The sequence below is a fragment of the Cytobacillus firmus DS1 genome (genome assembly GCF_000565285.1).
GTDB classification, from domain to species: Bacteria; Bacillota; Bacilli; order Bacillales; family Cytobacillaceae; genus Cytobacillus; species Cytobacillus firmus_A.
Genome location: NZ_APVL01000005.1, coordinates 81,337 through 94,231 on the forward strand (window position 1 = coordinate 81,337; position 12,895 = coordinate 94,231).

Below are 12,895 nucleotides of genomic sequence, written 5' to 3' on the forward strand. Positions count from 1 at the left end.
AGACACAGTAAAGATTGTAAACACTTTGATGGCTGATTTAAGATAATCTAAAATTTCGACAAAAAATCGTAAATTTTTTCTCAGTTTCAGCAGGAGTTTTTAAGGGTAAAATAGAAATATAAATACATAGTCTTAATATACTTTTAAGACTATGCATTTCCTTTTCAGACATTACTGGTGATTTTTACAGTAAAGGCTAATGAAAAGGCTGTCATTGTATAATGAGAAGGAGGAGTTCACGTATGAATTACAACATTCGTGGTGAAAACATTGAGGTAACTCCAGCAATTAGAGAGTACGTAGAGAAGAAAATTGCGAAGTTAGAAAGGTATTTTACTGAAACTCCTGATGCAAATGTACATGTAAATTTAAAAACGTATAACAATAACCGTTCTAAAGTGGAAGTAACGATTCCGATGCCGAACCTTGTTCTTCGTGCAGAGGAAGATCATGACGATATGTATGCAGCGGTTGATCTGATTATCGATAAATTGGAGCGTCAAATCCGCAAGCATAAAACAAAAGTGAACCGCAAGTTCCGCGAGAAGGGCAATCTGACTGCTGTGTTTGCAGCGCTGGAAAATGATGCAGAGGCACCTGAACTGGATGAAGAGGATAACGATCTTGAAGTTGTCCGCCAAAAGAGCTTCGATCTGAAGCCGATGGACAGTGAAGAGGCAATCCTGCAGATGAACATGCTGGGCCACAGCTTCTACGTGTTCACAAATGCAGAGTCTAATTTAACGAATGTCGTGTACAAGCGTAAAGACGGCCGCTATGGTCTGATTGAAGCGCAATAATAAAACGGTGAAAACCCCGCTGCTGAGGCGGGGTTTTCGTTTGGTGCGGGTTCATTATTGAGCGCTATTTGCAGGAATGGGCCTGCTATTTGCAAATTGGCCGTTCTATTTGCAGGTATCAAGCTCTATTTGCGAAAAACGCTTTTCTATTTGCAGGTTTCCACGACCTATTTGCATCGTCCACATCTTCACCTAAAACGATACTGCCAAAAACACCCATCTATACCGTAAACTTCTCCAATTCCCTCTCCATCACACCAGTCATTTCCTTCAGCTGCTCCACCTTAACCATAACCTGCTCAAACGCACGAAGTTGCTCCTCTGTAGAAGCGGAGATTTCCTCCGTCCCGGCAGCGGTTTCTTCAGTTACTGCCGAAATGTTCTCTACAGCGCTAATGACCTGCTGGCTCATATCACTGGAGCTCTTCATATCTTCAACTAATTTTTCCAAATGGCTGTGAATGCCGGAAACATGCTTAGAAATAGATTCAAAGACCTGTTCTGTGTCGCTCATTGACTGGGATTGCTCTTTTGACAGGGCATGTCCCTGCTCGGTGGCATTGTAAATATTGCTGATGCCATTTTGGATGTTGCTGACCATTGAGGCAATCAGATCGGTTGCTTTGGAAGAGGAATCAGCAAGCTTCCGGACTTCTTCTGCCACAACCGCAAATCCTTTACCGGCTTCACCGGCACGGGCTGCTTCAATCGCTGCGTTCAATGCCAGCAGATTGGTTTGATCCGCAATATCTTTTACCGTGTTAGCTGCCCCTTCAATTTCCTTGGTGAACTGGGCAAATTCACTGACTGAATTTCTAATATGGTTAGATGAACTTGAGATCTCGTCCGCAAGCTTCATTTGTTTTTCTAAGGACACCCGTCCTTGATGAACAGAATCTAATGCCTGGGTGCTTTGCACAGCACTCTCGGCACTCGACTGATGGACCGCTGAAAATTGTTCACCCATTACGCTCATTAACTCGGCGGTTGCCTGAACATCTTCAGAAATGGCCTGGCTGCCTCTCGCCAATTCATCTGTTGAAACGGCCACCTGGCTGCTGCTTTCATTTAAGCTGTGCATATAGGAAGCCACATCCTCGGCAAATCCTTTTACATTTTGGCTGACTTCTTCAATGGATTGTACGGTTCCTTTCAGGTTCACAACCATTTTCGAAAAAGCTTCCGTTAGTTTATCCACTTCATAGCGGCTGCTTTCTTTGAAAGTAAACTGTGATAAGTCTGCTGTTAAATCGCCCTCTGAAATTTTCTCTGCTTTTTCCACAATTGCATTGATTGGCTTTGTAATTCTTCGGGCAGCCATCCATGAGAATACAGCCGATAAAAGGATAAGCAGTACACTTCCTATAAGGGAGGAATTTGTGATAAAGGCGATTTTCTGGCTGGTTTGCTGAAGAATGCCTTCATACCATTCATTTGTGCGCTTCTTTAAAAGGTGCATATCATTTAATATGCCGGAAATCCGTATGCTCTGGCGCTTGATTTCCGCTTTGTTTTCCTTGTTGAAGGCTTCAGTTGAAACTTTCGAGAGCTCTGCATACTTTCCTTCAATGCTGACGATGATCTTTTTGTGTTCTGGAACTGTGGCAACCGAAGAGAGGGAAGCCAGGTTTTCCTGAACTTCTGTCATCATGGTCAGTGCCTCGTCCTTGTTGGCATCACTGGAATTATAGGTATAATTGGCAAGAGACTGGCTTGTCACCACCAGGCTTTGCTCCAGGTCCTTCACTTTCAGTAGAAGTTCCACATCATCTTTAGCGGAGCTTTGAATGTTTAATGTCTGGTATATGATAAAGCCAATCATGCTGACCGAGAGTGCGAGCGGGATCAGCGTGACAATAATGAGGCGTTTTCGTAATGTCATCTTGGAAGCTCCTTTATTCAGCTTTTACTGTGATTTTTCCACCGATTATGTCTTCGGTTGCTTTTTTCAATGCGGCTTTCTGTTCCTCTGTTAAGGAAATTACACGGATTTCAGAAAGGCCGACACCGTTTTCGGCCAGTCCCCATTCATAGGAGGAAGCTTCGATTTTCCCGTTTTCCGTCAATTCCTTCGCCAGGTTAAAAACAGCAATGTCGATGTTTTTGACCATCGACGTGGCAACAGCTTTTTCTGCAACAAAATACTGATCGGAATCGACACCGCCGGCAAGCACGCCTTTTTCTTCGGCTTTCTTCAGTGCGCCAAAGCCGGTGAATCCGGCAGCGGGGTAGATAAAATCTGCACCTGCAGCAATTTGTTTTTCAGCGATTTTTTCACCGAGTGCGGCATCTCCAAAATTTCCAGCGTATTCTGTTAATACTTCAATTTTCGGATTGAAGTGCTTGGCTCCTTGAATAAATCCATTTTTAAAGTGGTGGATGACAGGAACATCAACGCCGCCGATAAAACCCAATTTACCTGTTTTGCTTGTCATGGCAGCGAGCATTCCGACAAGGAAGCTGCCTTCATGCTCCTTAAACGTAAGTGAAACAACATTATCAAGCTCGGATACTGCATCAATCAGCAAAAATTGCTTATCAGGATATTTCTCCGCTGTTTTTTCAAGTGCTTCCTGTGCTGTAAAGCCGAGTCCGATGATCAGGTCATGATCATCTTTGACCAGCTCTTCAAGCGGCTTTTCAAAATTCCCGTCAGGCGCTTCTTTGTAATCAAACAGAATGCCCAGCTCATCACGGGCTTTTTCCAGGCCCCGGAAGGCAGAGTCGTTAAAAGACTCATCTCCAAGTCCAGTGTCCGATAAGAGAATGCCAATTTTATATTCTTTATGCTGGTTTGTGCTTTGTTCAGAAGCAGAGCAGGCTGCCAAAAGCAAGCTGAACATCAGCAGGAAGGGTAGTAGTTTTTTCAAGGTAGACCTCCATGTTGTCATATATTTCCTTACCTATTATCGGCAAAAAAGATGAGATTTTAAGTCTGAAGTCAGACCTCGCGATGAAAAGTTGGCAAAATAAAAAAGCCTGCATATTCACAGGCTTCAAAAGCATCATTCCTCCAGCACCTTATATTTCTCTTTCAATGACTCCGGAGCCATTTTCACCATCTGCTGAAGGACAAACGATGTAATCACAATATCATCCGTAAAGCCGAAGATCGACAGGAAGTCTGGCACAAGGTCGAGCGGCAGAAGGATATATAGGAGGCCGGCCGCAATAGGGAAGAGCTTTTTACCGGCCGATACCTCCCGTGAGAGAAAATAATCCTTCAGAAAGGGCAGGAACTTCCAAAATTTAAATATAAATTTGATGCGTTTTAGAAACTTCATTTCGCTCACCTTTTTCTAGTTCATTCGCTGAATGGGAGCTGTCACCTGAATACGCGGCGGGTTTTTCACCTCAAGTGTGGCAGCTGATAGATAGCTTGTTTCAAGTATGCTTCAAAAAGTAAATAGAATTAGCCACTTTTGCAAAGTGTTCAATTAGGTATGAATCTCCTCTTTTTGTAATTTTATATTGAGTAAGAGGGGATATGTTACACTCGTTTCTTCCTCCTTAGGATTGGTTATCGGATTATCGTGATTTTATCCAGGTCGGCACTTTTGACGCCTTCGTTAAAAATCAGTCTTGTTTTGAATTGAAAAATCCGGTCAGGTGCAGAGCAGGGAATGTTTTCAGGCAGCTGGAAGTTAAAGTCCATTTTATTGGTTTCTTCTGATTCAATGACCTTGGTGGATAGAATGGTCGATGTGCCGATCACTTCCTCCTTTTCATTTTCAGGCGACGCCATGACCAGGTCACACTCAATCCGCTTAATCTGCTGTTCAATGGTTCCTCCTTCAATCAGGAAGATTCCGCTCACATTTTCTCCCGGCGTATATTGAAGCTTTGGCAGCTGCAGATCAATTTTCGCAGAGCCTATTCCAAGCATTGACATGTATTTTCGTAAAATCAACAAAGATCTCTCCTCTAATTTTATAGGGGGGAGCTTTTCGCTCACACCAAGTTTTGCTGTTTCCTTCTTTACGTGCAAATAATGATAAAGTTTCAAGCAATTTTCCTTCTACCTATTCCTCCATTTTATGAAGTAAAACATGCGTGGTGCGGGCCTGTATACTAGGAAATGCGGAGGTGCCTTGCTCACCCCCGACAAGCATAAGACGAGCCTTCCGGGAAGGCGTCCTTTGCCTTACTGGGAGGATTGGCTTATGACCTCGAGGGGGTAGGCACCGGAGCTGGACAAAAAGGGCCTTTACCGCGGTGGTAAAGGCCCATAAATAAAGACCTCTACCATATTTGGTAAAGGTCTTGCTAACAATTGTTGTAATTGCCAACAAAGCCGAGAGCGTGTGCTCCGTAATGACGACTCTGCTGTAAAAGCTACTCCCCTTTAGGAGAAACTATTTAATTTATAGTTATATCATATTGGATTCTAAATTCGCTGTCAATCATTTTTATGCCTGATGAGCCTTCAGAAGACTTTCATGGCGTTCATCAAGTCTTTCTTCAATCTGCTCCAGCTTTAATTTATCGCGCAGCAGCTCTTCTTTATTGCGTTTAATAAGTTCATCCAGTGAATATCTGATTTTCTTTTTCATTTTTTCATTCCTCCATTTGCAGATTTTTTTTGGCAGAGGACCAGAAACGGCTGCATCTATGTTAATATATGAACACCCAAAAGGGATCAGGAATCAGGGAGGGGGGGAACCGCTGACTCCTTCAGCAATTTAAATCTGAAAATTTAAACAACTTTCTATTTCTTTTATAATAGTCCTAAAGACCCCTTTTGCCAATGGGAATGTCCTCAAATGTCGAAATTCCTGCCTGTGATGCGTTTTTTTAGCTCTAAAAGGAGTATTAGGCGGCTGAAATCCTGTATTTTTACGAGGTTGTTAAAAGTCAGGAATTTGGCTTGTTCTGTCGAATATGGAATGCAGGATGTGCTAAACTCGGCTTAACCTGTTTAATCTTCCATAGACAGATGGTGATGGAAATCGGTACATTATTAATACAGGCTGCTAAAGAAAGGAAGATGATGTATGCAGATGATCGATATTACACAATACAATCCGGAAACAATGCAACTGGCCAGGCCTATATATGACAGGATGAAGAGAGTTTTACTGGCAGAAGGGCGTGCCATTCACCCTGCCATTCTGGAAAGAATAGAGGGTATGGGAATCACTACGCTGATTGTAAAGGATGCTGAATCAGAAGGCATTTCAATGGATGAAATGATTGATATGCCTACCTGGATGGATACCATCACTGTCGTGCAGAAGGCATTTGATCTGGCAGCTAAAAAGCAGATGTTAAATGTTGCAGAGCTCCAAAAAGCGGTTGCTCAAATGATTGGCGAAGTCACCAAACGAAAGACCATCGTCCTGGTCCCGTCATCATCTGTTCCCCCTGAATTAAAAAGTTATGCCCATTCCGTCAATGTGGCTCTGCTTGCCATCCAGACGGCCAAAAAGCTGAAATATACGCAGTCACAGCTTCGGGACCTCGGCATCGGCTCCCTGCTTCATGACATTGGAAAAGCAGTATCTGAAGAGGAAGAAAAACATCCGCAAAATGGCTTTGAAATCATTAAAAGCCAGCGGGAAATCAGCTTGCTGTCCGCCCATATTGCATACCAGCACCATGAGCTTTTGAATGGAAAAGGCTATCCGAGAGGCCTGGCAGGGGATGACATCCTTGAGCTTCCGCAGGTTTGTGCAGTGGCTAGTTTATACGAAAATTTGATCTCAATCGACAAGATGCTTCCGCATGAAGCTCTGGAATTGATTATGACTAAATATGAAACGGAATATAAAGGAAAGGTTATTGAAGCTTTTGTCAATAGCATTCCTTCCTACTATCCGGGAACGAAAGTGATTCTTCATAACGAGCAGAAGGCTATTGTGACAAAGATTAAGCAGCATTTTCACAGACCGGTCATCCGTCTGCTGGATGATCAGCGGGAAATCGATCTGGCTGTGAGCCCGTCGGTTGTGATTAAGGAGATATTGGTGGGATAAAAGAAAGCAGTACTCAGTCATGATGTACTGCTTCTCTATTTTCAGCAAACCAGCCTATCAGCAATGCAATCAGAGAGGACCCGCATCCAATAAGGATACTGTTCGGTCCTTCGCCGAAAAATAAAAACGTCCATCCGGATAATGTCCCAATCAGCACTGCTGCTGGCATCAGCAGGCCCTTTTTCTTCCTGCTCCATAAAATCTGCAATATAACCGGCAATGCGGCTGCAAAAAAGACTCCTGAAATGAAGAATAAATCCAGCAAAGATATCAAGAATAGGTAGGTCAAGCATGGAATGGCCGCCACAAACAATAGTAGAATACCCCACATATGCTTATTCAGCTTGAGGTCATTCCGGTCATACAAAACATATAGCGAATGAATCTGTGATAGAAATGTTTCAAAGAAGATCACCATGAGAATAAAAATGAGCAGAATCGTAATCGTGAAATGCTCGTATCTCAGGAAAATTTTTTCAAAGACTGAATAAAAGTTTTGAAAACCGCCCTTGTAAATAGCCGATAAAGCAATCATTGAAAACGAAAAGGGGATGGTGCTCCAGATAAGGCCAGTCATGCTGAGGCCGAGCCGCAGTTTTTCTCTTTTGCTTTTTAGAAGCATATTCCACATCTTCAGATCCAGCAGCAGATGACCGAGCATGGCAATGGTAAAGGCCGTCAGCAGCAAGGGGAGTATTTCCCATTCCGCATAAAGCAGATACGGATGGTACAGGCGGATGCCGTTATATACGACTTCAATACCTTCCAGCATATATGCGTGTACAAGAATCATGATCATGATTAAAAAGAGAATGCCCACTTTTAGCATGCTGAACCGGGTAAACCACTTTAACCGGAAAAAGATCGCTGCCAGAAAACCGAATAAAAAGAACAAACTCATCCCGACAGGAACCGGTGTGCCCAAAGGGAAGACAAGGATTCCTGCCGCAAATCCCATGACCGTCATCCCGAAAAAAATAGCCAGCAGAAGAACCCGTTTCATCCACTTTAACGCAGGTTCGGACAATCGGCTTGCCATGATTCCGGGGAAGGATGAAGATTCCTCTGAAGACCGTATCCGTGTGATTATGGGAATAAGGGCCAGAAAGGCAAGGGCACCGGCTGCTGAAAAGCTGACAGTCCCGATAAAGCCGTAACGCAAAAAAGCTTCTGGTGCTGTAAAAACGGCATTGCCTGAAGTCCATCTTGAGATAATGGCGATGCTCAGAAGCCCGAAGCCATATTGAACTGATTTGGATAGGTTTGTATTCATCAGTGCTGCTCCCTGTATTGCTTTGGTGTGATGTTTTCTTTTTTCTTAAATTGGCTTGAGAAGTAATGCAGGCTGTTAAAGCCCGTTTTTTCAGCAATTTCTGAAATGCTGTAATGGGTCGTGGACAGAAGATATTTAGCTTTTACAAGCCTGTAAACGGTCAGGTAGTCAATAAGGGAAGTGCCAACCTCCTCGCTGAACCTGCGGCTTAAGTAGGCTGGGCTTGCATGGACCCTGGCGGCAATATCCTGAAGGCCTATCCGCTGTTCATAGAACTCATGTATTTGATTTAAAGCCTCATTTACCATTTTAGAATATTCCTTTTGAAAAATAGGGGTGGAGAACTTTTTCAGTGTCTCTTTTAATTCTTCTTCAATTATAGGTTTTGTCAGGTATTCGGAAACCCCCAGCTGAATGGACTTTTTGGCAAAGTCAAAGTCCTGGTGGGCTGATAGAATGATAATCTGCAGATGGGGCTGGATCTCCTTTAGGTCTTTGACGAGTTCAAGCCCGGACTTTCCAGGCATCTCGATGTCCACGAAGGCCAGATGAAAGTAATGTTCCTTGCTGATGGCAAGAGCCTGGCTGCTGTCATAGGCAAAGTGGAAATTCCATAAAGGAAATGCCGGCTTTAAAATATATTCAAGCTGTTCAATTACTATGGGTTCATCATCTATGCACAACACATTCATGCCTGCTCCTCCTCCTGCAATTCGACTTTGGGAAGTGTTATTTTCACAGTTGCCCCGTCTTGTTCATTTTTAAATATGTCTAAATCAGAGGTTTGAAAAAGAAGATCAAGCCGCTTTTGGACATTGGAAAGCCCCTGCCCTTTTGCTAACATGTCCTCAAATGAATAATCACCGATGCCAAGGCCGTTATCCTCCACATATAAGGTGATGCTGTCTTTATGGCTGACAGCCTTAATGGAGAGGGAAAGCGGCCCCGGCTTTTTCTCCAGTCCGTGCTTGAACGAGTTTTCCACAATCGTCTGAAGAAGGTAAGGAGGCACATAGTGCTTCAAAGCTTCCTTGTCTATATCCTCCGTAATGATCAGGCGGTTACGAAACCGCAGCTCCTGGATTTTCAGATAATATTTTGTGTACTCCCATTCTTTTTTTAATGGAATGAGCTGCTCTTTTATCTGGTATTTGAATTTTAAAAACAGGGACAGGGTCTCCATCGCCTTGATTAGTGTATCTATGCGATTTAATCGGGCAAGACCGAGCATCAGATTGATCGTATTGAATAAAAAATGGGGATGAATCTGCTGGTTGAGCTGCATATATTTGCTTTCCTGCAGCGTGTTTTCAAGAACGACCTGCTGTTTCTCAAAGGAAAGAGTATCTATTTGCTTCTCAAACGCAAGCACCATCATTAAAATAATGGCACCGGCCATCGGCACGAATATCGAAAAAATCGCAAACAATGAAAAGGTCTCGTAGGTAATTAGCATGATCTTCACTGCCTTAAAAGAATTTCTAATAGTATAACATGTCAGATAACTGGTTAGTAAGTTAATTCGGGAAACGTAATGAAATGGCATATGCAAATAGATCTAGGGATTTTGCAAATAAAAGAAGGTTATTTGCAAATAGAATAGCAAATTTGCAAATAGAAAGCTGATTTCTGCAAGTAAACGAACTGCAGAAGAGCGAGTGGCTGAAAAATCCAGAATTCAAGCAATTATTAAGCAGAAAAGGCTTGATAGAATAGCAAAATCAGCAATGGGGACGTCCCGAAGTATGCAAAAAGGCGGTAATCAGCGAAAAACGAAAGAATGAAGCCCGACTCAAACTATAAAAAAAGAGCGAAGCCGCAAAGCTCCGCACAAAGGGGGTTATACAATATATTGAGATCAGCACTAGGCTGGTACTCTAACAATTTAAGAAATTGCCTCCGCATAATGGCAGGCGGCCTGATGTCCTTCTCCCAGACTCTTAAGCTCCGGGTCGGACTGTCTGCACAAGTCGGTAGCAAGCGGGCACCTTGTATGGAACCGGCAGCCGGAAGGGGGATCAATAGGGGACGGGACATCGCCCTTCAGGATGATCCGTTCCTTTTTCTTTTTCCGGTTTGGCTCCGGAATGGCTGACAGCAGCGCCTGTGTATAAGGATGGCGCGGGTTGTCGAATAAGCTCTTTTTCTCAGCAATTTCAACTACTTTTCCCAGGTACATAACGATGATCCGGTCAGAGATATGGCGCACAACCCCAAGGTCATGAGAGATAAATAGATAAGTTAAGCCATATTCCTTCTGCAGCTTTTTTAATAGATTCAGTACCTGTGCCTGAACGGAAACATCAAGTGCAGATACAGCCTCGTCACAGATGATCAGCTTCGGCTCCACCGCCAGTGCGCGGGCAATCCCGATCCTCTGGCGCTGACCGCCGCTGAATTCGTGCGGATAGCGGTCAATATGCTCTTCCTTTAAACCAACCTGTTCTAAAAGTTCAATTGCCCGGCTCCTCCGATTCGCTTTCGGAACAACATTCAGGATCCCCATTGCTTCCTCAAGCGTCTGGCCAATCGATCTTCTTGGGTTGAGAGATGCGAAAGGATCCTGGAAAATGACCTGCAAGTCTTTGCGGATCGAACGCATCTCCCTTTTTGACTTAGACAGCAAATTCGTTCCCTGAAAGATCACCTCACCGCCGGTCGGCTCATCCAGGCGCAAAATCGCGCGTCCTGTCGTCGACTTTCCGCATCCGGATTCACCGACAATGCTGACGGTCTCCCCTTCATAAATCGTAAAGTTCACGCCATCAACCGCTTTTACATGATTGACGGTGCGGCCGAAAACGCCGCCTTTAATCGGGAAGTACTGCTGCAAGTCCTTTACTTGAAGGATTTCCTTTTCTTTAGTTAGCGTGGCTGACATCTGCTGCAACCTCCTTTGCTGCCGGTCCGTTCCATCTTTCCGAGTACATCCAGCAGCGGACTTTATCATCGTTATCAATCAATAAATCCGGCTCTTCCGTTCTGCACAAATCAGTGGCAAACGTGCATCTTGGTGCAAAGCTGCATCCTTTAGGCAGGTTGTCCGGGCTTGGAACCGTGCCAGGGATAGCCTCCAGTTCCTCCACGTCCCTGTCCACTGCCGGGATGCTCCTCAGCAAGCCCTGTGTGTATGGGTGCTTTGGATTTTCAAAAAGGGAATCTACATCCGTATGCTCGACAATTTTTCCGCAATACATGACGGCGACACGGTCACAGGTTTCTGAAACTACACCCATATCATGCGTGATCATGATGACAGCCGTTCCAAGCTGTTCCTGCAGATTCTTTAAAAGATCTAATATCTGCGCCTGAATCGTTACATCAAGAGCCGTAGTCGGCTCATCGGCAATCAGCAGCTCCGGCTTGCACGCCAATGCCATTGCAATCATGACACGCTGGCGCATGCCGCCGCTTAATTCATGGGGCTCCTGTTTGGCTCTTTTTTCAGGGGAAGGAATACCGACTAAACGCAGCATTTCAACGGCTTTCTGCCAGGCTTCTTTTTTCGGCAGCTTTTGATGAATCCGGAAAGCCTCCGCAATCTGTTCACCGACAGAATACACAGGATTGAGTGAAGTCATCGGTTCCTGGAAGATCATCGAAATCTTATTTCCGCGCATTTGCCGCATGCCTTCCTCTGTTTCAGATAGCAGGTTTTTCCCTTTGAAATTGATTTCACCGTCCACGATCTTTCCCGGAGGCTCCGCAATCAGCCGCATGATGGAGAGAGAGGTGATGCTCTTGCCGCTCCCGGATTCTCCAACAATGCCGAGCGTTTCTCCTCTTTTTACATCAAAGTCTACGCCGTCGACTGCTTTTATGACTTTTTTGCCGGAGAAGAAATGAGTTTTTAAGTTTTTCACTTCCAGTATTGTTTCTTTATGTTCAGTTCCCATCATTCTGCTCCTCTCAATCGGGAATGGTTTTAGTTCAGTTCAACACGTTTATTCAGGAATCGGTAGGACAGGTCAACAAGCAGGTTGACGATGACAAACAATACCGATACGAATAAAATCGATCCCTGCACAAGCGGCAGGTCACGCATCCGGATGGCATCAATAATCAAGCGTCCGACTCCATTAATCGCAAAGACAGATTCTGTTAAAACTGTTCCGCCGAGAAGGGCGCCAAACTGCAAGCCGACTACCGTAATAACCGGGATCAGGGCATTTTTTAAGGCGTGCTTATAAATAATCAGACGCTGACGTACACCCTTTGCCTTGGCAGTGCGGATATAGTCCTGACGGATGACTTCCAGCATGCTCGCACGTGTCATCCTGGCCACAATGGCTGCGCCGCCTGTCCCGAGTGTAATGGCCGGAAGGATGACATGGCTGAAGGTTCCCCAGCCGGCAACCGGAAACCATTGAAGTCCGACCGAAAAATAGATGATCAGCATCAGGCCGAGCCAGAAGTTCGGCAGGGATACGCCAAGAAGGGCAACCATCATTAATCCAACATCTGTAAAGCTGTTTTGCTTCGTTGCTGCAATGATTCCGAACAGTACACCCAAAACAATCGTAATCACAATGCTCCAGAAGGCCAATTCAAGTGTGATTGGCAAACGGACGAGGATTTCGTCCAGAACAGGACGGCTTGTCCGTATGGATTCGCCGAAATCTCCTTTTACAACATCCCCAACATAACTCAGATATTGAACGGCAAGAGGCTGATCTAATCCGAGGTCATGGCGGATTGCTTCCACCTGCTCATCGGTTGCTCCTTCACCTGCCACCAGAACGGCGGGATCGCCGGGAACCATTTGCATGATGAGAAAAACCATAAGGGTAACGCCCAGCAGAACCGGGATCATTTGAACAAGCCTGCGCATCAGAAAGATAAACATG

At 44.6% G+C, this 12,895-nt stretch carries 13 protein-coding genes; 2 read left to right on the forward strand and 11 right to left on the reverse strand.

Annotated features, from left to right (window positions below):
- Positions 1-242 precede the first annotated feature (242 nt).
- Positions 243-800: a ribosome hibernation-promoting factor, HPF/YfiA family gene (hpf, locus tag PBF_RS08110; RefSeq protein ID WP_035329189.1), complete on the forward strand. Its 558-nt coding sequence runs from the start codon at positions 243-245 to the stop codon at positions 798-800.
- 220 nt (positions 801-1,020) lie between these two features.
- Here the strand turns inward: hpf and PBF_RS08115 are convergent, their stop codons facing one another.
- The 5 genes from PBF_RS08115 to PBF_RS25775 all read right to left on the reverse strand — a co-directional run bounded on the left by PBF_RS08115 (position 1,021) and on the right by PBF_RS25775 (position 5,353).
- Entirely contained in the window at positions 1,021-2,682 is a 1,662-nt protein-coding gene (locus PBF_RS08115; protein WP_035329190.1) for a methyl-accepting chemotaxis protein, read from the reverse strand.
- Positions 2,683-2,695: 13 nt separating this feature from the next.
- A complete protein-coding gene (locus PBF_RS08120; protein ID WP_035329191.1) occupies positions 2,696-3,670 on the reverse strand; it encodes a BMP family lipoprotein in 975 nt (324 codons plus the stop codon).
- A gap of 135 nt (positions 3,671-3,805) precedes the next feature.
- Complete coding sequence (locus PBF_RS08125) at positions 3,806-4,084, reverse strand: YkvA family protein (protein ID WP_035329192.1); 279 nt, start codon at positions 4,082-4,084, stop codon at positions 3,806-3,808.
- 236 nt (positions 4,085-4,320) lie between these two features.
- Entirely contained in the window at positions 4,321-4,710 is a 390-nt protein-coding gene (locus PBF_RS08130; RefSeq protein WP_035329372.1) for a sporulation protein, read from the reverse strand.
- Positions 4,711-5,209: 499 nt separating this feature from the next.
- Positions 5,210-5,353: an FbpB family small basic protein gene (locus PBF_RS25775; protein ID WP_152539669.1), complete on the reverse strand. Its 144-nt coding sequence runs from the start codon at positions 5,351-5,353 to the stop codon at positions 5,210-5,212.
- A 441-nt stretch (positions 5,354-5,794) separates the two neighbouring features.
- Here PBF_RS25775 and PBF_RS08135 point away from each other — a divergent pair, with 441 nt between their 5' ends.
- Positions 5,795-6,775, forward strand: a complete 981-nt coding sequence (locus PBF_RS08135; RefSeq protein ID WP_035329193.1) for an HD-GYP domain-containing protein — start codon at positions 5,795-5,797, stop codon at positions 6,773-6,775.
- A 13-nt stretch (positions 6,776-6,788) separates the two neighbouring features.
- Here PBF_RS08135 and PBF_RS08140 read toward each other — a convergent pair whose 3' ends face one another.
- From PBF_RS08140 to nikB, 6 genes are all read right to left on the reverse strand, one after another.
- Complete coding sequence (locus PBF_RS08140) at positions 6,789-8,048, reverse strand: hypothetical protein (protein WP_035329194.1); 1,260 nt, start codon at positions 8,046-8,048, stop codon at positions 6,789-6,791.
- Positions 8,048-8,740 (reverse strand): response regulator transcription factor, encoded by a 693-nt coding sequence (locus PBF_RS08145; protein ID WP_035329195.1) that lies wholly within the window; start codon positions 8,738-8,740, stop codon positions 8,048-8,050. Before PBF_RS08145 ends, PBF_RS08140 begins: the two co-directional genes overlap by 1 nt.
- The gene (locus PBF_RS08150; RefSeq protein WP_035329196.1) at positions 8,737-9,504 is read right to left on the reverse strand and encodes a sensor histidine kinase; all 768 of its coding nucleotides are present in this window, start codon (positions 9,502-9,504) and stop codon (positions 8,737-8,739) included. The genes PBF_RS08145 and PBF_RS08150 overlap by 4 nt, the downstream gene beginning before the upstream one ends.
- A gap of 429 nt (positions 9,505-9,933) precedes the next feature.
- Positions 9,934-10,929: an ABC transporter ATP-binding protein gene (locus tag PBF_RS08155; protein ID WP_035329197.1), complete on the reverse strand. Its 996-nt coding sequence runs from the start codon at positions 10,927-10,929 to the stop codon at positions 9,934-9,936.
- Positions 10,910-11,944 (reverse strand): ABC transporter ATP-binding protein, encoded by a 1,035-nt coding sequence (locus tag PBF_RS08160; RefSeq protein ID WP_035329198.1) that lies wholly within the window; start codon positions 11,942-11,944, stop codon positions 10,910-10,912. The genes PBF_RS08155 and PBF_RS08160 overlap by 20 nt, the downstream gene beginning before the upstream one ends.
- A gap of 29 nt (positions 11,945-11,973) precedes the next feature.
- Positions 11,974-12,894, reverse strand: coding sequence for a nickel ABC transporter permease (gene nikB, locus PBF_RS08165; protein ID WP_035329199.1), 921 nt, complete (start codon positions 12,892-12,894; stop codon positions 11,974-11,976).
- Between the last annotated feature and the right edge of the window lies 1 nt (position 12,895).

Excerpts from the sequence above, each read along its gene's own strand:
- PBF_RS08145 (WP_035329195.1), bottom strand. The coding sequence starts at position 8,740 with ATGAATGTGTTGTGCATAGATGATGAACCCATAGTAATTGAACAGCTT.
- PBF_RS08140 (WP_035329194.1), bottom strand. The coding sequence starts at position 8,048 with ATGAATACAAACCTATCCAAATCAGTTCAATATGGCTTCGGGCTTCTG.
- PBF_RS08125 (WP_035329192.1), bottom strand. The coding sequence starts at position 4,084 with ATGAAGTTTCTAAAACGCATCAAATTTATATTTAAATTTTGGAAGTTC.
- PBF_RS25775 (WP_152539669.1), bottom strand. The coding sequence starts at position 5,353 with ATGAAAAAGAAAATCAGATATTCACTGGATGAACTTATTAAACGCAAT.
- PBF_RS08135 (WP_035329193.1), top strand. The coding sequence starts at position 5,795 with ATGCAGATGATCGATATTACACAATACAATCCGGAAACAATGCAACTG.
- nikB (WP_035329199.1), bottom strand. The coding sequence starts at position 12,894 with ATGTTTATCTTTCTGATGCGCAGGCTTGTTCAAATGATCCCGGTTCTG.
- PBF_RS08155 (WP_035329197.1), bottom strand. The coding sequence starts at position 10,929 with ATGTCAGCCACGCTAACTAAAGAAAAGGAAATCCTTCAAGTAAAGGAC.
- PBF_RS08150 (WP_035329196.1), bottom strand. The coding sequence starts at position 9,504 with ATGCTAATTACCTACGAGACCTTTTCATTGTTTGCGATTTTTTCGATA.
- hpf (WP_035329189.1), top strand. The coding sequence starts at position 243 with ATGAATTACAACATTCGTGGTGAAAACATTGAGGTAACTCCAGCAATT.
- PBF_RS08160 (WP_035329198.1), bottom strand. The coding sequence starts at position 11,944 with ATGGGAACTGAACATAAAGAAACAATACTGGAAGTGAAAAACTTAAAA.
- PBF_RS08115 (WP_035329190.1), bottom strand. The coding sequence starts at position 2,682 with ATGACATTACGAAAACGCCTCATTATTGTCACGCTGATCCCGCTCGCA.